Origin of the sequence: Marinifilum sp. N1E240 (assembly GCF_009295825.1) — a bacterium.
GTDB lineage: Bacteria > Bacteroidota > Bacteroidia > Bacteroidales > Marinifilaceae > Marinifilum_A > Marinifilum_A sediminis.
This window is the reverse complement of the sequence record NZ_WHKF01000016.1, coordinates 26,810-46,000: the sequence shown is the minus strand read 5'-3', so window position 1 is coordinate 46,000 and position 19,191 is coordinate 26,810. Positions and strand designations below refer to the sequence as shown.

Below are 19,191 nucleotides of genomic sequence, written 5' to 3'. Positions count from 1 at the left end.
TTGGCTCAAATAAGAACCTCAATTCTATTTCAAATTAAAAGGATTTTCAATTTTTATGTATCCTTAAAACTGCTATATTTAAAGCTTAATTGAGCAGTTTAATCAGTTTTTAGACAAACTGCCGTTGGGCACCATATAAAACAGATCAATAAATATGTCAAAGAGTTATAAGGGGATAATTGAGGATTTAGAAAAAGCTGTTGCAAATATTCAATCTAATGGGATTTCCATTGAGCCTCTGAATGATGCGATTGAAGAATTGAAATCTCATAGTGATAATATTTCTGCAATTGAAGAAAATATAAATGCTGTAAAATCTGAAGTAATAATTCCTATTAAGGATGAGTTGGAGCAAAACAAGAGAGCTGGACAATTTTCTATTTGGGGTTTTTATGTTGGTGCATTTGGTTTAGTTGTAACTGCAATTAGTCTTTTATATACAACATTCAAACAACCTGCAGATATTCAACAACCAATACCAATTCAACAATCAACGTCAGCTAAAATTGCAAATTCACCTGATACAATTATTTCAGTAGAGCAACACGCTGACCCCACAGATTATTTGATTAACATAGATAATTCGCTAAAAGAACTTAATTATTCTCTAAATGGTCTAAATGAAAATTATATTGCTAAAACTGATGAATTAAAACTTGGTCAGTATGAAGAAGCTACATTGTTACAAAATGATTCAATAATACTAACCGTGAAAGCCTACATTCCTGGAGAAGAGGAGGTAAAAGGTAGATATTATCCATTTGTTAGTTTAAAATTTAAGATTAATAAGAAGCAATTAGGTACTAAAGGGTTGAAGGAAAAGATCTCAATAATTAATAATAGTGGAGTTTCATACTATTATAATCATCGAAGTGCTTTATGGATGACTGAGAACGACTGTTTTGAGATTTTTAACAAGTATAAATATAAAATTGTCAGAGTATTTAGAGATGAATCTCAGATTTTAACCGTTGCAGATAAAGAAAGTGGAGTTTTGATTAGAAAAGTTGAATAAATACGGTGCCCAACAAAAGTAACCGTTGCGCATCCACATAAAATTAGATAAATAGAATATAAAAGCCTTAAAAATTTGTCAATAGGCAAGCTTTTAAGGCTTTGTTTTTTGCTTTCAGTTCTTGAAAAAGTAAAATTATTGAGGTCTTAAAATAGATCTGTTGCTTTTAGAAGGGAAGCAGCTTGAATTTGAATAGAAAGGCAATGGAATTTGGAAGGTCTATTACAGAAATGTATTTTTAGGATAGGTTAAGGAAAATAAATTAAAATCAAAAGAATCATCAACAAGGGTAGAGACTAATTTAGTGTAAAGGCTAATCTTTAACTTGTGTAAAGGATGTGCCTTAACAAACACAGAATAAAGTGTACATATAGATAATTGGAATGAATAAGATGAAGGTTTTTGAAAAACAAGGTTTTATTGTCAAACAACGAAATACAGTAAAGGGATTATCTGATGAAATAACTCAACGGTATATTAATATACCAAAGTCATATCTGAATTTTCTGGATCAATTTGATTTTTTATCTAATAAGGAAGAAACGTTTTGGTTTAATTCCATTGGAGACTTTAATTATGAATCTGACATCGCATTTAAATGGAATGATTTTGAAATTCAGAGTCTAGATGCTTTTGAAGGTGATATAGAAGAGCAAAAAAGGATAAGAGATTTCTGGGACAAACATCTGATTATAGCTTTATCGGTAAAAGGTGAATATCAATATCTCGCGATATGCTTGAATGAAGAAAATTACGGAGCGATTGTTTATGGTGCAGAGCCTGAATTTGAAGAATCAGAAAGGGTTTGTGAGAATTTTGAACAGTTATTAACCTTGTTTACTAATCCAAAGAATAATGAACATCTAAGTCTTTTGGTATAATCGGATGTATTGTGATTTAATAATCAAGGTGTACCGCTAACAAAAGTAAGCGTTGCGCATCCCAATAAAATTAGATGAATGTATTATAAAAGCCTTAAAAGTTTGTCAATAGGCAAGCTTTTAAGGCTTTGTTTTTTGCTTTTAATTCTTGAAAAAGTAAAATAATAGATCTTAAAATGGATCTGTTGCTTTTAGAAGGAAAGCAGCTTGAATTTGAATAGAAAGGTAATGGAATTTGGAAGGTCTATTACAGAAATGTATTTTTAGCTTACTTTAAGGAAGATAAATTAAGATCAAAAGATACATCAATAAGGGTAGAGACTAATTTCGTGTAAAATCTACTCTTTAACTTGTGTAAAGGATGTGCCTTAACGAACATATAAAACTGCTTTCAGATAAACACTAACTTAATGTAAAAGAACTATGAAACTGAAATTTTTTACAATACTATTCTTGCTCTTAGTTACTTGTAATTTATCTAATGCTCAAAAAACTGCTGACGATAAAAAAAATGGAAAAATTGGAATTTCATTTTCATCATTTGGTGAAAATGATGTAATTCGTTTCGAAGATTTAACAGGAGCAGCGAGTTATAATAGTGATAATTTTTACACTTTAGGAATCAATTATATTTATCCATTAAATAATTGGTTGGAAATAGAAACTGGTTTAGAATACTCAAATCATACTATTTCAATTCAACCAAATCTGCCACCTGACATGGATGATTCTCCTTACAATGCAGATTTCTCTCTTTTAAATATACCTCTAACTCTGAGAGCCAACTTCTTAAAGTATTTTTTTATAAATGGTGGTCTGATGCTTGACTTTGATGCAGGTAACTCTAAATCAATAGATAGTCAAACTGGTATAGGTGGACTTTTAGGGATAGCGGCAAAATATGACTTCGATTGCGGAGCGACAGTATTTATAAACCCTTATTTAAAAGGTCATTCGTTGATTCCTTTCTCACCCGAAAATCACCACCAAAGATTAATGGAGACTGGTTTTAGATTTGGAATAACCTTCGATTTAAAAAAAAGGAGTTGAGAAATCCGAGGCATAACAAAAGTAAGCGTTGCGCATCCACATAAAATAAGATGAATAAATGATTAGAGCCTTAAAAGTTTGTTAATAGGCAATCTTTTAAGGCTTTGTTTTTTGCTTTCAATTCTTGAAAAAGTAAAATTATTGAGGTCTTAAAATGGATCTGTTGCTTTTAGAAGGAAAGCAGCTTGAATTTGAATAGAAAGGCAATGGAATTTGGAAGGTCTATTACAGAAATGTATTTTTAGGATTCTTTAACGAAAATAAATTAAGATCAAAAGAAACATCAACAAGGGTAGAGACTAATTTAGTGTAAAGTCTACTCTTTAACTTGTGTAAAGGATGTGCCTTAACAAACATACCGAAAAGTGAAATTAATGAAAATCAAAATAGATTCAGAAATAGAATTAAGACAATTAGACTTATCAGATTCAACTGATATATTTAATACGATTGATAGCCAGAGAGAATATTTAGGTAAATGGTTACCTTTTGTTGCATTTACAAAAAAACTTGAAGACACTGAAAATTTTGTCAATTCAGTTGTTAATGCTCCCAAAGATAAATTTGATTACACCTTCACAATCAGGAAACAGAATAAATTTATTGGTTTGATTGGATTAAAAGACTCTGATAGAATAAATAAGATTACAGAAATTGGATATTGGATTTCTGAAAAATTTCAAAAAGAGGGAATTGTAACAAAATCAGTTGATAAACTTTGTGCTTTTGCCTTCGAAGATCAAGGATTTAACCGAGTACAAATTAAATGTGCAGTTGAGAACAGAGTTAGTGCTAACATACCTAAGAGACTTGGATTTAAATTCGAGGGAATTGAAAGAGACGGAGAACTATTAACTGGAAAAATTTTTACCGATTTGGAAGTTTATAGCAAACTGAAAAATGATTGGATAAGCCTGAAAAAAGTACTGTAGCTAATAAAGGTAAGCGTTGCGCATCCATATAAAATGAATAAATGATTAGAGCCTTAAAAGTTTGTCTCTTGGCGAACTTTTAAGGCTTTGTTTTTTGCTTTCAGTTAATTGAAAAAGTAAAATTATTGAGGTCTTAAAATGGATCTGTTGCTTTTAGAGGGAAAGCAGCTTGAATTTGAATAGAAAGGCAATGGAATTTGGAAGGTGTATTATAGAAATGTATTTTTAGGATAGGTTAAGGAAGATAAATTAAGATCAAAAGAATGAAATACAAATCGATTGCCATCCTGTTTCTGATAATATGCACAAACATTTGTTTGGCACAAAAAGGTAGTATAGAGGTTGATTTTTCATCGAATGATTGGAAAACATTAGGCTCTGTAGAGGTAAAAGAGTTTGATTCGAAATTATCCACATGTATCTCCAGTGGAACAGGAATCGCATACCTGGATGGAATAGATTTTCAAAATGGAATACTTGAGTGTGATGTATATTCACCTTCGCCTAAAGCGTATTTAGGGATTGTTTTTCGGGTTGGTTCACTTAGCAACTTTGAGTACATCTATTTTCAACCTCATACAAGCGGGAAATGGGATGCGGTACAATATGACCCAATTTTTAACAGGTCAGCCACATGGCAACTTTACAATGGGAAAGCATTTCAAGGGACTGCAAATGTTCCGACAAAAGAGTGGTTTCATGTAAAAATTGAAGTTGTGGACGACACGGCAAAAGTTTATCTCGATAACAATTCCAATTCAGTTCTGTCTGTAAAATTAAAGCATGAATCGATTTCAGGTGGTGTTGGTGTTTGTAGCTATCATCCTGCAATTTTTGCAAACCTAAAAATAACAAAGCACGCTCCTACCAATATGCTTTTTGTAAGGATTCCACCAATTTTAGATGATAAAACATACATTTCAAACTGGCTTATATCTGAGCCATACGATAATTTCGATTTAGCAATTGAAAAACCATTTTTAGATAAAGATTTAATAAACAAATGGCATAAGATAAGTGCTGAAGAAAATTATTTAATAAACCTGAACAGGTATTTTACTAAATCGGAAACCCAAAATACTGTTCTTGCAAAAACGATTTTGAGCTCAGAAAAGGCACAAAAGAAAAACTTACATTTTGGATATAGCGATAAAATAAAGGTTTATCTAAACTCGAAAGAATTGTTTAGGGGAGATAATAGCTTCTATGATTCGGGGAAGTATGATGATAGAGGCTATGTTTTAGATAAACACAACACTATAGAATTGCCTTTGGTAAAAGGAGAAAATGAGTTAATTGTTGAAGTATCCGAAGATAAATTCGGTTGGGGGTTTATTGCTCAGCTTGAAGATTTAGAAGGAATTGAAATTATAAATTCTAAACAATAATAGCATGGAGAAAAATATTGCAAATCAAACTGATGATTCAAGTCAGATTGGCTTAATTTCATACTGCGGATTCTATTGTGGTGCCTGTCCAAAATATGTGAAAGGAGATTGTCAGGGATGTAAAGGAGAAAGTCCCAAATGTGCCGTAGGGTACAAAGCATGTAAAGTGAGACCGTGTTGCATTGAGAAAGGAATCAACTCATGTGTAGATTGTGATGAATATGCATCTGTAAAAGATTGTAAAATCTATAATCCGCTCATGATTAGATTTGGTCAGTTTATAACACGTACCAATCGGAGAAAAGGGATTGAAATGATAAAGGAAAAAGGAGAATCTGAATTTGTAAAATACATGATTGACAAGAACTGGGTGACGATAAAACTTGAAAAATAATACTCTGCAATAGGCAACTATTCATAGCGCAAAATGTTACACGCCAAGTGTAAAGAGAGAAGTGACATTATCATATGAAAAGTAGAAATAATAAGTCAGATAATAAAAATGTGAAATTCAATGTTCAAATAATCATTGCAATTTTATCATTCTTAATTTTTATCGGAAAATTAACTGCCTACTTCTTGACCAATTCAGTAGGTATATTAACTGATGCTCTTGAAAGTACAGTAAATGTAACAACTGGATTTATTACTTTGTATGCCGTTTATATTTCGTTAAAACCAATAGACGAAAATCATCCTTTCGGACATGGGAAAGCTGAGTTTTTATCTGCATCTGTCGAAGGTTTTTTAATAATAATTGCTGGAATAATAATCATTTTTGAAGCAATTAAACGACTTTTTGTTCCAGCAGAAGTTTCGCAATTGGACATAGGAATTGTTATTGTTGCCGTTGCAGGTTTGTTAAATTATTTAATTGGTTGGTATAGTATAAGAATTGGCAGTAAAAACAATTCAATCGCCTTAATATCAGGAGGGAAACACTTGCTTTCCGATACTTATTCATCAATTGGCTTAGTGATTGGTCTAGTTTTGCTGTACTATACAAAATTAGCGTGGTTAGACAGTTTGATAGCCCTGATTTTTGGGACTATTATTGTAATAACAGGCTTGAAAATACTTAAAGAAACCACATCGAATTTAATGGACGAAGCAGATTTCAAATTGATTGAGCAATTCGGTAAAATAATTGAAAACAACAAACCTGATGAGTGGATTGATATACACAATTTTAAACTTGTTAAATACGGAAATGTATTTCATATAAATTGTGATTTGGTTTTACCTTGGAATTTGTATTTATCAGATGCTCATGAAGAAGGAGAAAAATTAAAAAACTTATTAGTTTCAAATTTCTCGGAAGATATTGTTTTCAATTTGCACACTGATGAATGTTTTAAGAAATACTGTAAGAATTGCAAAAGAGTAGATTGTAAGGAAAGAACCAATGATTTTGAAGCACAATTAAAGTTTGACATGAAAAAATTTACAAAAGAAAAAATTGAAAAATAAGTAAAATGTAAAAACACCAGGCGGTAACAAAAGTAAGCGTTGCTCATCCTCATAAAATTAGATGAATAAATGATTAGAGCCTTAAAAGTTTGTCTCTCGGCTAGCTTTTAAGGCTTTGTTTTTTGCTTTCAGTTATTGAACTAAAAACGGATCGGTTTCTTTAAAAGGGAAATGTCTTAAGTGTGAACATAAAGGCAATAGAATTTGGTAGGTCTTTTATAGAAATGTATTTTAGGGTTCTGCTTACAAGAATAAATAGAATTTTGAACAAAACATTTTAATTTTTGCAATTCTATTTCAAACTTACTTATTATAAGTAGTAAATCACGAACTAAAATAACAGCACTAATAAAACAATTCGATGAGAAAACATTGCATAAAAGTAGTAAGTATAGGATTGCTTTTGCTATCCATGGTATTTGTTGCTTTTACTCAAACTAGAAATAATAAGACTCTCGCTATAATCAATAAATTGAACTTGATAGAGAATCAAAAAACAAATTTTCAATTCCAAATAGAAGCTTTAAAATATCAGGCAAAAGGAAATGATAGTATAAAGATTAGTGAATTGGAAAAGCAATTAACGGATGAGGAAATTGTTAAACGGCTTACTGAAACGTTTACTGAAATGTTAAGTGATGCTGAAATTAATGACCTTTATGAATTTCTACAATCGAGTGCTTTTGAAAAGTTTTTTAGTTCGGGAGAGATGAGCGCGGCGATTTCTGACAAATTTAGTGACATAAATAATGAAATAGAGAGAATAAGTGATAATTTCGGCAAAAGTATTGAAAAACCGACGAAGAAATTTCAGCCAATACCTGTTGATAGGGAGAATGGTTTTTACGCGACCGTTGGTTATAAGAATTCTATGGCAGATAAGGATGTCTTATTGGAAGAAACTCCTTCTTTGACTACAAGAGATATTTTAGAAGTAAAAAAGGTTTTTAGTACTTATAGTGACCGATCAGAGATTAGTATTGTATTCACAAAAGAGGGAGCAAGAAAGTTCTATTTGCTCACAAAAGAGAACATTGGAAAACCAGTTGCCATTGTAATAGATAAACATATTGTCTCAATTCCAAAAGTACTTTCTGAGATAGTGGGAGGAAAGGCTTCGATAAGTGGAGATTTTTCGGAAGATGAAATTGATCAAATGATTGAAACACTAAAAAGAAAATAAGGCAGGTTAGGACTCAGGTTAAAGGAGATTGAAAAACGATTGAATGTAGAATAGTACCAAGAGACCATTGCCAAAAGATTATCAAATCAAAAAATATGCAGATAAACAATTATATCTATTCCTTTATTTACGACCATACTGAAAGTGAGTTGTGCAAGCTGGAATCGAAATGTCTTTTTAATAAAGAAGAAGAGAACAAGTTACTTTGTTCAGTTGTAAAAGTAGAACCTTCGGATAGTGCATTTATTAAAAACAGACTTGACATTTCTTTATTTTCGGAAGATTATGAGGAGTTAATTGATAAAATTAAAAAGGAAAACATTTGCATTGATGGTTTTAAGGTTGAGTATTTGGTGTTTGATGGCGATAAAACCAGGTATGCCGACAGACTTAATAAGTTAAGGGATATTGGTTACAGTATTGATGGCGAACCGGATTATTACAAACCTACTACAACTTATGCCTTATGCTATTTCGAGGGAGTTTGGTGTTTTGGGATTTTGGTTAAAAATAGTTTTGATTGGGAGAAACACAATAAGAAACCACGTTCGTATAGTAACTCGATTAGTATAAATATTGCCAAAGCTCTAGTTAATATTGCAGCAAGTACGAATAAAGAAACAAAGCTGTTGGATGCTTGTTGTGGGGTTGGTACCATAATGCTTGAAGCTTGTTTTGCAGGTAATAAAATTGAGGGCTGCGATATCAACTGGAAAGTGGTTAGAGACTCGCGTGTGAACCTTGCTCATTTTAACTATACGGCAAATGTTTACCGATCGGATATAAAAGATATTGCCAACAGGTATGATGCAGCCATAATTGATCTTCCATACAATTTATTTAGCTGTGCCGATGAGAATGATGTGATTCATATTATCGAGTCAACTGCAGAAATTACAGATCGATTGGTTATTGTATCTACTTCGGACATTACCAAAGTGATTGAGGGTACAGGTTTCCAAATATCAGATTGTTGTAGCGTTACTAAAAAAGGAAAATCCTATTTCTCGAGAAGAATATGGGTTTGTGAAAGGAAGAATTAGTTCGTCGAATATATTAATGATCCTTCTCTGCAAGAAAAGTAAGAGTGCTACCTTAAGTTTTTTAATTGAATAACTATTCATGGAAATATCTAAGAGGAGAAAAATTACATACGGTCTTTATTTTGGTATTGCAGTCATTTGTATGATTATTAATGCCATAAATTCAATATTTATGGATAAGGAGGAAGTGATAGCAGATACGGATACAGTTTATACTACAGGTGAAAAGAATCATAGAAAATTAAATTTCAAAAAGTCATATGAAGGCGTAATCCTTAGAAAGTTTAAGGACAGGCACAATCACAATTGGAATACCGTAGAAATTAGGCTTTCGGATGGTTCTTCATTTTGTTTTCATCCTTATAAAGATGATAGAACTGGTTTTTATAGCTATATTCAAAAAGGAGATTCAATTTTTAAAGATGACTGGGGTTTTACTTTTAGAATTAAAAGACAAAGTACACTTAAAACTTTTACAATTCATCCTGATTATGTTAACAAGTGAAAGCAATTAAGCATTGCAAAATTTTATATGCTGTATGATTTGATCTCTGATTAAAGAGTAAGGTGTAATTTAAATAGAGTTTATTGCCAGCAAAAAGATAGGTTATGACAAAGAAACAACGCACACGAATAGTAAGAATTATCTTGTTTGTAGGAACTATTACCTCTATGTTTTTTGTGCCATGGCTTTTGGTAAAAGCATGGATTCTACCCTTACCGGATACCGTTCAGGAACAGTTAGACGAGGCTGTTGGTCATGGATTTGAAGGAGTGATTGTTTATGTAGATCAAGCTGGCAAAGCTCCTCAGTATTATGCTTCGGGCTGGCACAATCGAGAAACTAAGATTCCTGCCAAGGCTCAAGCTTTGTATAAAATTGCCAGCATCAGTAAGTTGTACGATGCTGTGGCTGTCACCAAGTTGGTAAGCAAAGGACAACTTTCCCTGGATAAAAGCTTGGCTGATTATCTGCCGGATCTTGTTGGTAGAATCGAAAATGCTGAGAAAATTACCCTGAGGATGATGATACAGCATAGAAGTGGCATTCCCAATTTTACAGATGCTCCGAATTTTTGGGCAGCTCCAACGGGTTCCTATGAAGAAAGTCTTGCATTAATTAAAGACCTACCAGCCAATTTTGAACCAGGAGAAGACTATGAGTATTGCAATACAAACTATTTGTTACTCAATAAAATCATGGATGAGGTGCTGGGCTATGGTAACTTTCAATTCATTCAGGAAGAAATTCTAAATCCACTACATCTTAAGAACACTTTTAGTTCGGTGAGTGAGGTGAATCTTGATGATGTGATGAGCGGTTATCATATAGGATATCCCCATGATTTAAAGGAAAACGACTATGGCATGCATGCAACAGCAGAAGATGTGGGTAATTTTCTAAGGGCATTGAACGATGGATCATTGTTTGAACCAGGAGAGCAGGAAATATATGCTTCCATTTATGAGTATGAACATTCAGGTTGGGTTCCGGGATATCAAAGTTTTGCAAATTATAACAAAGAGCTTGATGCAGTTATTGTACAGTTTTACAGCACAACTGATCGTAAGCTGTATATGTGGAATTTGTCGGAAATCATAAACAATAGAATTGTAAAAATTCTGAAACGTAAAAAGAGCTAAACGGAGGCTAAACCTTTCGCAAATCAGCTAAGATTTCAAATTCTTACTGAAAACAATTCATCTTCTTTTTAGGACTTCCGCTGCTATTGCCTGCTCATATCTTCGAGCAGGTAAGCAATACAGCTCATTCTTAATCTAACATTCGCTTAGTTAAAAAACACGAGTGGGGGAATCTATCCATAGGTTCTCACAATTACGCTACTCTTTTATTATGTAGATCCTTTCTATTTTACATGCTTTTATAGGTTTACATCTTTACCTGTTATTGTTTACCATTTATATATCGTTATTTTTAGTTGATGTATTGAGAAGTGCATTCTGCTGATTTATTGAGTATGTATTGTACTTTTTAAAATTGCTTATTTTAATTAAGAATAAAAGAAAAAGATATGTTCAGAAAAGCAATTGTACGAAAGCCTGGAAAAAGCATGTTAAAAGGGTTGACCACTGCAGAATTGGGTTTGCCTGATTATGAAAAGGCATTGCTACAGCATGCTGAATACGTAAAGGCATTGCAAGAGTGTGGATTGGAAGTAATTGTTTTAAATGCAGACGAAGACTATCCTGATTCAACTTTTGTGGAAGATACAGCATTACTAACCCATAAGTGTGCAATCGTCACTAATCCCGGAGCATTGTCGCGACGTGGAGAGGTTGTAGAAATTAAGAAAGTGCTGAAAGAGCATTATAGCAATATTGAAGAGGTGGAGTTGCCAGGAACGGTTGAAGCGGGTGATATAATGATGGTAGGATCGGATTTTTACATCGGATTATCGGAGAGAACAAATGAAGAAGGTGCCAGGCAGGTAATTGAATATTTGGAGAAATACGGTATGAGAGGCTTTACAGTGAAACTGGAAGAGGTATTGCATTTGAAAACTGGAGTGGCTTATTTGGAGCAAAACAATTTATTAGCCTGTGGTGAATTCTTATCTAAAGAAGAATTTCAAAAATTTACTATTCTTGAGATTGATGAAAAGGAAAGTTATGCAGCCAATTGCATATGGGTAAATGATAGAGTTTTGGTTCCTAAAGGATATCCTAAGGCGAAGGAAATAATTAAAAATGCAGGATATGAAGTAAAAGAAATTGATGTTTCTGAGTTCAGAAAGTTGGATGGTGGATTGAGTTGTTTATCCTTGCGTTTTTAAGGAATTATTAAGAAATATCCGAAGGATCTAACTTTTACATTAAGTGCAATTAAATGAATTAAATATGAAAAAATCAGTTCTTATTATTCTAGGGGTTTTTCTAATTGTTGTGATATCGAATACTGAACCCTTTAAACAAACTGTAAGCCCTTATATAAGCACACTTGCAAATTTAACAGCTGCAGGAGGTGTAATTGCATTGTTTTTTCAGTTTAAACGCGAGGGAGATTTAAATGAGGCAGATTTTATTTTAAGAATAAATACGGAGTTCATTACCAATGAATTTATTGTTCGAATATATAAGATGTTGGAAGAATCAAAAGCCGATGGTCAAAAAGAAAATCCTTTTACCAAGGATGATATCATCGATATGGCGAATTATTTGACATATTTTGAACCCTTTTATTCATTGGTAAGAAGGAAAATTGTTAAAATTGAGAGTATCGATCCAATCTTATCCTATCGCTTTTTTTTGGCTGTTAATAATAAGTACATGCAAGAAATGCTCCTGTGTGCAGAGAATAAAGAAATTGCATGGGAGGCAACTTATAAGTTACACAATCACTGGAGTAAATACAGAGAAAAATTAAATAGAGAAATTTGGGAAAGTGAGTATTGTCTTTCAAAAGGCAAATATTATAATCAGATGATTAAGAGTTAAGAAGTGTTGAAAGAGATGATCAATTGACTTTCATCCATTTTAAATAACAATCAAGAACAAGGATTATGGAAAAAAAGAACTGGAAAATAAGAGTAGGAATATTTTTGATGATTTTCTGTATTCCGTTTTTTCTAATTATCCCTGCAATTCCATTTCTTGATTTGGAATCCAAAACCATAATTACACTCTCAACAATATCTCTGATAATAGGAGAGGTGCTGTTTTGGGGTGGAGGATTATTACTTGGCAAGGAGCTCTTTGTAAAATACAAAGCCTACTTTAATCCTAAAAATTGGTTTAAAAAAGGAGATAAGAATAAGGAATAACTTAATATAATGAAACTAATAAACTCAATTTTAATTGCATTACTGGTATTCTCATCGTATAAATCGGAAGAAAGAAGAGAGGGATTCTCTTTTGATATTCCTTCGATAGAACAAGAGGCAAGTTCGATATGGAGAACCATTAGAGATATTGAATTCTTTGAAAAACAAGGATACGCTGTTAAACTTCCTGATGATGAATTGATAGATTCTTTGATTGTTAAATCAAAAAATGGAACTTTTAGTAATAATGATTTTGCTTCAATTTATCAATTGCTTGAATCAAAAGTATATAATGAAAGTGATTACAAGTTGGCTCTAGAAAAAGTGAATGAGCAGAAACAATTAATAAGTAATATTATTCATCAAATTGAATTATCAAAGAGATCTTTTAATTGGGAATTTAAGATGTTTAAGGATTATAAAGTGATTCTTACCTTATATGGAAGTGGAGGGAGTTACAACCAAGATGCCGGGTGGGTAACATTATTTACAACTAAGGAAGGTGACTTTAAAAATTATGAAAATCCCGCCAACACAATAATACATGAGATTGTGCACATCGGTATGGAAAAATCAATCATTCAAAAGTACAAGGTTTCACATATACTAAAGGAGAGAGTTGTGGACACATTTGTATCACTATTTTTTGGAGAAGTTCTTCCAGATTATAAAATTCAAAGCATGGGAGAGACAGAAATAGATGAACACTTGAAAGAAAAAAGTGATTTAAAGAATCTTCATTTAATTTTTGAGAAGTGTATTGAATAAATGAAACCTGCAATTGCTGTTTATTGATGCATAAGCTGAAAACCCCAATTAAAAATGAAACCTAACCTAATTTAAAAAATATGAATACATGCAAAAACTGTAAGCATACAGTAGATGGTAATTTTTGTTCCAATTGCGGGCTGAGTGTAAATCTAAAAAGAATAGATGGTACTTATATTTTACTTGAAATTCGTAAAGTGATTCAATTTGAAAAGGGAATATTGTATACCATAAAAGAATTGCTTACCAAACCAGGTGTTTGTGTTCGGGAGTTTGTACTTGAGAATAGAAATCGGCTTATAAAGCCATTTGTATTTATAATTGTGAGTTCCTTGATTTATACAATTGTATGTAGATATTTGGGGGTAATTGGTGGTTATATTGAGTTTAGCAGCGATGATGCGACTACAAATCTTATTTTCAACTGGATACAATCTCATTATGGATATACCAATATATTAATTGGAGCATTTATGGCCATTTGGATTAAAATATTTTTCAGAAAATACGATTACAATTATTTCGAGATCTTAATACTTCTCTGTTTTGTTTTAGGCATGGGAATGTTGATCTATTCTGTTTTTGCAATTTTTGAAGGAGTAACGCATATACGAGTGATGCAAACTGCATCAATTCTTGGAATGATCTATACTACCTGGGCTGTAGGACAATTTTTTAATGGGAAAAGAATTTTCTCCTATTGGAAAGCATTCGCTTCTTACATGCTAGGCTTTCTTTCCTTTGCTCTATTGGCACAATCTTCAGGAACACTATTCGATTGGATCCTAAAATAAATTACAATTATCTGAGGACGCTAAATAACGTGTGCTACTAAAAACACTAAAATGAATGTAATAGTTGTATTATATCACAGATGGTTAGTTTTGAAACCATTTAATTTCATTATTATAACTGGTTTGTTAATGATTTTGTGTTCAATTCCTATTGGTTATTTATTTCAATTGTTTGGATTTAAAATCAGTGATTTAGGAGGATTTGAAACTGATGTAATAAGCCTTTTAGGTTTAATTATTCTTACTGTTATTATAGCACCTATTTTTGAAACTATAATGGCACAGCTTATCCCAATTTATCTTGCTCAAAAATTCTTTAAACAAAATTCGCATAATGTTGGATTAATAGCCTCAATATTAATTTTTTCCTTATTGCATGTCAGCTATAGTATTTGGTATGCAATTTTGGTAGTTCCATCTGGATTTTTTCTTGCGAAATCGTACCTGATTTTTCAAGATAGGAAAGAATCAAGTTTCTGGATAACATCTTTTATTCATGCTTTCCGAAATAGTATATCAGTAGTAATTATTGCAATGGAACGCTTTTTTTTGCATTAAATATTTAAAGTGATCAAGTTAGATTTTCTAATGAATAAAATGATAACATTAGAGAATATAGTAACATCCTTTGGAAGGAAACAGTGAATGCAGATTCAAACCTTAATCTAAATGAACAATTATAAAATGAAAAGAGAAGGAAGTAGATTTACGATTGATCAGGTAAATAAACAGGTAAGGAATTGGGAAGAAATTGCCAGTGAGAAGTTTGGAAAATTTGAGCTAAGAAAGAGAGTTTTTTCAGATAAAGGACTTTTGGAGCAGATAACAAATTATGAGAGGCAGGATGTGATGTACAATAGTCTTTTATTTTTAGATGTTCACATTCCGTACGGGAGAAATAATATTAAAGTATCTACCAGCGAGGTTAAGACTCCAATATTTAGCTATCCATTAATTACTAATAATCAATTCAATTTTTCGATTCGTTGCGAAGATTACTTTGATAAAATATCGAAAGTCTTCGGACAGAAGGAACTGCAGATAAATGATAAAGAATTTGATGATAAATTTTTCATTGAAACAAATGAATCAAAACTATTGAATTCATTTTTGGATCATAAAATTAGGAGTTGGTTGGAACAACTAAAGATTGCTTATTTCGATTTCAATACGATAAAATCGAAGAATGCATTGTCCATTTATTTTGTAATAAATGAAATGGATAAACAAGAAATTGAAGAAGCAATAAACATGTTTAAATACTGTATTGATAGATTGAAGAATGTAAAACTTTAACTAGAAATAGTTGAAGTTTTGTTTCGATAATAGGATTTATAATTTAGCGAGAGAATTTATTGAAAAAATAGGAGGTAGAATGAATATCAAAATCAATTTAAAAAGGCAATATCCATTTTACACTAAAACTTGTTTTAAATAACGATTAAATGAAATTAGGAATAACGTTACTACTTTTTTTTGTAAATATCAGTACAGTACTAAGTTTCGATGCTAAAAAAGACACTTTATATTATAATGCTAACTGGGAATTAACCGTAAAAAATAAAGCAACTTATTGTAGACTGACAACTGTTAAGAATGGGGTATATGAAGGTAGTTTTAAAGATTTACTCATTAACGATTCTATTTCAATATCATCTGGAAATTACAAAAATGCGAAGCTTTCTGGGGAATATATTAAAAGAAATAGCAATGAAAATGTGTTGATAAAAGGTTTTTTTGAGAATGGCAAGAAAAAAGGAATCTGGACATTTTATTATGCGACAGGTAAGCCGTTGATAAAAATGGAATATACTGATGGTAAAAAGAAAGTACTGGAATTTTACAATTCGAAAAATACTCAGACTTTGCAGAATGGTAATGGCGAAATTGATCACCTTGTTTTAATAGGAAGTAAACAATACAGATTGAATGGTAAATTTAAGAATGGTTTAAAACATGGAAAATGGATATTTGTTTCTACTGTTGATGATAAAGTAGTTTTAACAGAAAAATATTCAAATGATAGTTTTTTGATAGGAAAGAATCTACTCAATAAAAAGACAACTACAAAGCCTCTTTTATCTATAGATGATTTATTTTTTTCAGATCATCTTTATGTAACAAATCGCTATACTTTATCTTCAGAGGTGAGTTATAAGCAAATTCCGAAAATTAATAACTTCTTTACACATCTTGATAATTATAGCTATGTTATTAATAAGGAGAGTTTTAAAGGATTTCCGGATGACAGAATTATAGCAATTGAAATTGATAAATTTGGTTTTATTTGGTTTGTTACTGAATATAAGGGGATATTTTGTTTGAAAAATAAAACAGTATACTCCTATGGTACTGATAATTGGGATCGCTTGTTTGAAGCCAAAATACATGCAGATAAAGATGGTGAAATATGGGTTCCATATAAAAACAGAAGAGATTATTCTAAATCTGGATTGATACATATTGTAAATGATTCACTACGCTTATTAAACACCAAAAATTCAGGTTTAACTTGTAATTATATAACTAGTATAAGTTCAGTAAATGATTCAATTCTTATAGGTGCAGATAATTGTATCAATATATTTAATAAGAATTCAAAAAAATGGTCGAAATTATTTAATCCTAAGATTCATAAAACAAAATACGATACAATTCAATTGGATTCAAAAAGTAAATATAATTCCTTCTATTTTAATAAAGCGTACAACTATTGCAAAGCCATTAAATCTTATAACGGGAAAATTTGGGTTGGAACTTATGATGGATTGTTTATTTATGGTGATAATAAAATTGAGCATTATGAAGAAGATGTCAACTCTTTTATAAGTAACAATTGGATCGGATCATTTTGTGAAAAAAATAATGGATTGTTGATGGCTTTTAGTGGGTCTGTTGATGACGGTGGATTATTATATTACAAAGAAGACAAATGGGAAAATATAAATCCTTCGAATAGTGTTATAAAATCAAACTATATTAATAAAGTTAGGGGAGGAGTCGGCAATGAGATTTGGATGAATTCGAAGTCTAATGCTTTATATATGATGAAAGAGAAGAGAATCGTGCGGTTTGGATATGACCAAAAGAATTATAAGAATATTATAAATGATTTTGTTATTGATCGTGAGGGGAATGTTTTTCTAGCTACCAATAAAGGAATTCTTCTACTCTTACATAAAGATCTTTAATTAAGATTATTAAGTTTTGTATAGCAGTGGATAGTGAAATTATTAACACTGTTTAAATAGATTGTATCAAAAAATGAATAAATACTTATTTGGTTTGTGTTTTTTACTTAGCTGTTTTATCTGTAAAGATTCATATGCATGTACAGTTTTTACTAAAGCAAATAAGAAAGTAACATTGGTTGGTAGTAACGAGGATTTTAAGCCGAGCAATTCTCAGGTTTTTATTATTCCAGCCAAACAGGGTAGATATGGACATGCATTATTTGGATACAATGGCTCAGTTCAGTCCGGGATAAACGAAAAAGGATTGTTTTGGGATGGATTAAGAGCTTATCCTTATGTTGCAAATGAAAATATTACTGGTAAGTTGGATATTGGAGGGAATGTATTGTATAAAATACTGGAAGAATGTGCTACTGTTAATGAAGTAATACATGTGTTTGAAAAATACCATTGGGAAGGTTTTTCGATATCTCAATTAATGGTGGTTGATGCTGAGGGTGAAAGTGCAATTATAACTCATGATAAAAAGGGATTAGTAATTAGCAGGAAAGAAAAGAATTATCAAGTTTGTTCTAATTTTAGAATTGAAAGTGCTAATGTTGAAAAGAAACCCGCTTGGTACAATATAGGAAGTGGAAGATATAATAAGGCGAGTAAACTTTGTAATAATCTGGATGTAAGTGTGAATAACTTTATGTCTGTTCTTAAAGAAACACATCAGAATAACTTATTTTCAAAAACCATTTATTCTACAGTTTGTAATTTAAACACTGGAGACATTCATATTTGTATTAATGGCAATTTTTCTCAGCTTGTGAAAATAAACTTGTATGAAGAACTGAAAAAAGATCAGCATTCTTACTATTTGTCAGATTTGCTTTCTACAGAAAAAAATGAGTGGAAAGATATAAAGTATTGTGATGAAGATTTTCTTACCACCAATTCTACTCTTTTATTTTTTGATAAAAATTGGCAGGTAACAAGCAAAAGTAGGAAAGCCAGATTTTACCGTAAAACAATCCAGGACAGTGTAACTGGAGATTACATTATGAGAGATTATTTTATGAATGATACATTGCAAGGTGAATCTCATTGCTCCAATTTAAATCCTGAAGTTTTGGATGGTAAGTATAGTGAATATCATGAAAATGGTAGGATAAAAATAAGCGGATATTTTAAACATCGATTGAGAGAGGGAGAATGGAATTATTGGTCAAATACAGGCATAAAAGAAAAAACAATTTATTATACGAACGGAGTTAAAAAATGAGTTCTAATTCAATTGCATCAAAAACAAAGAGGTTTACAAATTGGCTGGTTGATACAATCTGCATTTCCATTTTATGGTTGATTCTATTGCCGCTATTCATAATAGTAATGACAAAGATGGGGCTCTTTGAGAATTTGAAAGAGGGAGAAAGTATGGATTTGGAATTCACATTTTTGCCAGTTGCACTACTGTACTATTTAATTTTTGAGGGTATTTTTAAAACAACAATAGGGAAACTTATTACGAGAACAAAAATTGTTCGTATTGATAATGATAAGGTCGGTTTTTTAGATTTTCTCTTAAGAACATTTAGTCGTTTTATTCCTTTTGAACAGTTGTCTTTTCTTATGGATAGTTCGGTTGGCTGGCACGATAAAATATCTGAAACACGAGTCATTAATAAAAATTAATAAGTGTGAGA

General features: G+C 31.4%; 21 protein-coding genes. All 21 read left to right on the top strand.

Translation table 11 applies throughout. The features are described from left to right. Nucleotides 1–154: 154 nt before the first annotated feature. Nucleotides 155–1,015, top strand: a complete 861-nt coding sequence (locus GCQ56_RS19585) for a hypothetical protein (protein ID WP_152736235.1) — start codon at nt 155–157, stop codon at nt 1,013–1,015. A gap of 383 nt (nt 1,016–1,398) precedes the next feature. Further along, entirely contained in the window at nt 1,399–1,896 is a 498-nt protein-coding gene (locus tag GCQ56_RS19580) for an SMI1/KNR4 family protein (RefSeq protein ID WP_152736234.1), read from the top strand. 423 nt (nt 1,897–2,319) lie between these two features. Beyond that, nucleotides 2,320–2,946, top strand: a complete 627-nt coding sequence (locus tag GCQ56_RS19575) for a hypothetical protein (protein ID WP_152736233.1) — start codon at nt 2,320–2,322, stop codon at nt 2,944–2,946. Between the two features lie 374 nt (nt 2,947–3,320). Then, nucleotides 3,321–3,878: a GNAT family N-acetyltransferase gene (locus tag GCQ56_RS19570; RefSeq protein WP_152736236.1), complete on the top strand. Its 558-nt coding sequence runs from the start codon at nt 3,321–3,323 to the stop codon at nt 3,876–3,878. Nucleotides 3,879–4,141: 263 nt separating this feature from the next. Continuing rightward, complete coding sequence (locus GCQ56_RS19565) at nt 4,142–5,266, top strand: hypothetical protein (RefSeq protein ID WP_152736232.1); 1,125 nt, start codon at nt 4,142–4,144, stop codon at nt 5,264–5,266. Nucleotides 5,267–5,270: 4 nt separating this feature from the next. Next, nucleotides 5,271–5,660 (top strand): DUF3795 domain-containing protein, encoded by a 390-nt coding sequence (locus GCQ56_RS19560; protein WP_152736231.1) that lies wholly within the window; start codon nt 5,271–5,273, stop codon nt 5,658–5,660. Between the two features lie 74 nt (nt 5,661–5,734). Then, on the top strand, nt 5,735–6,736 hold the full coding sequence (locus tag GCQ56_RS19555) for a cation diffusion facilitator family transporter (protein WP_152736230.1): 1,002 nt from the start codon (nt 5,735–5,737) through the stop codon (nt 6,734–6,736). Nucleotides 6,737–7,097: 361 nt separating this feature from the next. Further along, on the top strand, nt 7,098–7,919 hold the full coding sequence (locus tag GCQ56_RS19550; RefSeq protein WP_152736229.1) for a SecDF P1 head subdomain-containing protein: 822 nt from the start codon (nt 7,098–7,100) through the stop codon (nt 7,917–7,919). Between the two features lie 95 nt (nt 7,920–8,014). After that, entirely contained in the window at nt 8,015–8,962 is a 948-nt protein-coding gene (locus GCQ56_RS19545) for a TRM11 family methyltransferase (protein WP_152736228.1), read from the top strand. 79 nt (nt 8,963–9,041) lie between these two features. Continuing rightward, a complete protein-coding gene (locus GCQ56_RS19540; protein WP_152736227.1) occupies nt 9,042–9,467 on the top strand; it encodes a hypothetical protein in 426 nt (141 codons plus the stop codon). Between the two features lie 104 nt (nt 9,468–9,571). After that, nucleotides 9,572–10,606: a serine hydrolase gene (locus tag GCQ56_RS19535; protein ID WP_152736226.1), complete on the top strand. Its 1,035-nt coding sequence runs from the start codon at nt 9,572–9,574 to the stop codon at nt 10,604–10,606. Between the two features lie 389 nt (nt 10,607–10,995). Next, a complete protein-coding gene (locus tag GCQ56_RS19530; protein WP_152736225.1) occupies nt 10,996–11,757 on the top strand; it encodes a dimethylarginine dimethylaminohydrolase family protein in 762 nt (253 codons plus the stop codon). A 64-nt stretch (nt 11,758–11,821) separates the two neighbouring features. Next, complete coding sequence (locus GCQ56_RS19525; protein ID WP_152736224.1) at nt 11,822–12,418, top strand: hypothetical protein; 597 nt, start codon at nt 11,822–11,824, stop codon at nt 12,416–12,418. Between the two features lie 65 nt (nt 12,419–12,483). Beyond that, nucleotides 12,484–12,744 (top strand): transporter suffix domain-containing protein, encoded by a 261-nt coding sequence (locus GCQ56_RS19520; protein ID WP_152736223.1) that lies wholly within the window; start codon nt 12,484–12,486, stop codon nt 12,742–12,744. Between the two features lie 9 nt (nt 12,745–12,753). Beyond that, nucleotides 12,754–13,512 carry a hypothetical protein gene (locus GCQ56_RS19515; protein ID WP_152736222.1) on the top strand — a complete coding sequence of 253 codons (759 nt, stop codon included), beginning with the start codon at nt 12,754–12,756 and terminating at the stop codon, nt 13,510–13,512. 80 nt (nt 13,513–13,592) lie between these two features. Further along, nucleotides 13,593–14,306 carry a DUF3667 domain-containing protein gene (locus GCQ56_RS19510; protein ID WP_152736221.1) on the top strand — a complete coding sequence of 238 codons (714 nt, stop codon included), beginning with the start codon at nt 13,593–13,595 and terminating at the stop codon, nt 14,304–14,306. Between the two features lie 51 nt (nt 14,307–14,357). After that, entirely contained in the window at nt 14,358–14,864 is a 507-nt protein-coding gene (locus GCQ56_RS19505) for a type II CAAX prenyl endopeptidase Rce1 family protein (protein WP_152736220.1), read from the top strand. Between the two features lie 111 nt (nt 14,865–14,975). Further along, complete coding sequence (locus tag GCQ56_RS19500; RefSeq protein ID WP_152736219.1) at nt 14,976–15,602, top strand: hypothetical protein; 627 nt, start codon at nt 14,976–14,978, stop codon at nt 15,600–15,602. A gap of 149 nt (nt 15,603–15,751) precedes the next feature. Continuing rightward, a complete protein-coding gene (locus GCQ56_RS19495) occupies nt 15,752–17,497 on the top strand; it encodes a hypothetical protein (RefSeq protein ID WP_152736218.1) in 1,746 nt (581 codons plus the stop codon). Nucleotides 17,498–17,570: 73 nt separating this feature from the next. Next, complete coding sequence (locus GCQ56_RS19490; RefSeq protein WP_152736217.1) at nt 17,571–18,770, top strand: carcinine hydrolase/isopenicillin-N N-acyltransferase family protein; 1,200 nt, start codon at nt 17,571–17,573, stop codon at nt 18,768–18,770. Continuing rightward, nucleotides 18,767–19,180, top strand: a complete 414-nt coding sequence (locus tag GCQ56_RS19485; RefSeq protein ID WP_152736216.1) for an RDD family protein — start codon at nt 18,767–18,769, stop codon at nt 19,178–19,180. Before GCQ56_RS19490 ends, GCQ56_RS19485 begins: the two co-directional genes overlap by 4 nt. Nucleotides 19,181–19,191 lie beyond the last annotated feature (11 nt).

Bases quoted from the DNA above. Each gene is read 5' to 3' on its own strand.
- GCQ56_RS19500 (WP_152736219.1), top strand. From the start codon at position 14,976: ATGAACAATTATAAAATGAAAAGAGAAGGAAGTAGATTTACGATTGAT.
- GCQ56_RS19510 (WP_152736221.1), top strand. From the start codon at position 13,593: ATGAATACATGCAAAAACTGTAAGCATACAGTAGATGGTAATTTTTGT.
- GCQ56_RS19485 (WP_152736216.1), top strand. From the start codon at position 18,767: ATGAGTTCTAATTCAATTGCATCAAAAACAAAGAGGTTTACAAATTGG.
- GCQ56_RS19550 (WP_152736229.1), top strand. From the start codon at position 7,098: ATGAGAAAACATTGCATAAAAGTAGTAAGTATAGGATTGCTTTTGCTA.
- GCQ56_RS19540 (WP_152736227.1), top strand. From the start codon at position 9,042: ATGGAAATATCTAAGAGGAGAAAAATTACATACGGTCTTTATTTTGGT.
- GCQ56_RS19555 (WP_152736230.1), top strand. From the start codon at position 5,735: ATGAAAAGTAGAAATAATAAGTCAGATAATAAAAATGTGAAATTCAAT.
- GCQ56_RS19505 (WP_152736220.1), top strand. From the start codon at position 14,358: ATGAATGTAATAGTTGTATTATATCACAGATGGTTAGTTTTGAAACCA.
- GCQ56_RS19585 (WP_152736235.1), top strand. From the start codon at position 155: ATGTCAAAGAGTTATAAGGGGATAATTGAGGATTTAGAAAAAGCTGTT.
- GCQ56_RS19560 (WP_152736231.1), top strand. From the start codon at position 5,271: ATGGAGAAAAATATTGCAAATCAAACTGATGATTCAAGTCAGATTGGC.
- GCQ56_RS19545 (WP_152736228.1), top strand. From the start codon at position 8,015: ATGCAGATAAACAATTATATCTATTCCTTTATTTACGACCATACTGAA.
- GCQ56_RS19515 (WP_152736222.1), top strand. From the start codon at position 12,754: ATGAAACTAATAAACTCAATTTTAATTGCATTACTGGTATTCTCATCG.
- GCQ56_RS19565 (WP_152736232.1), top strand. From the start codon at position 4,142: ATGAAATACAAATCGATTGCCATCCTGTTTCTGATAATATGCACAAAC.
- GCQ56_RS19535 (WP_152736226.1), top strand. From the start codon at position 9,572: ATGACAAAGAAACAACGCACACGAATAGTAAGAATTATCTTGTTTGTA.
- GCQ56_RS19570 (WP_152736236.1), top strand. From the start codon at position 3,321: ATGAAAATCAAAATAGATTCAGAAATAGAATTAAGACAATTAGACTTA.
- GCQ56_RS19490 (WP_152736217.1), top strand. From the start codon at position 17,571: ATGAATAAATACTTATTTGGTTTGTGTTTTTTACTTAGCTGTTTTATC.
- GCQ56_RS19525 (WP_152736224.1), top strand. From the start codon at position 11,822: ATGAAAAAATCAGTTCTTATTATTCTAGGGGTTTTTCTAATTGTTGTG.
- GCQ56_RS19580 (WP_152736234.1), top strand. From the start codon at position 1,399: ATGAATAAGATGAAGGTTTTTGAAAAACAAGGTTTTATTGTCAAACAA.
- GCQ56_RS19495 (WP_152736218.1), top strand. From the start codon at position 15,752: ATGAAATTAGGAATAACGTTACTACTTTTTTTTGTAAATATCAGTACA.
- GCQ56_RS19530 (WP_152736225.1), top strand. From the start codon at position 10,996: ATGTTCAGAAAAGCAATTGTACGAAAGCCTGGAAAAAGCATGTTAAAA.
- GCQ56_RS19520 (WP_152736223.1), top strand. From the start codon at position 12,484: ATGGAAAAAAAGAACTGGAAAATAAGAGTAGGAATATTTTTGATGATT.
- GCQ56_RS19575 (WP_152736233.1), top strand. From the start codon at position 2,320: ATGAAACTGAAATTTTTTACAATACTATTCTTGCTCTTAGTTACTTGT.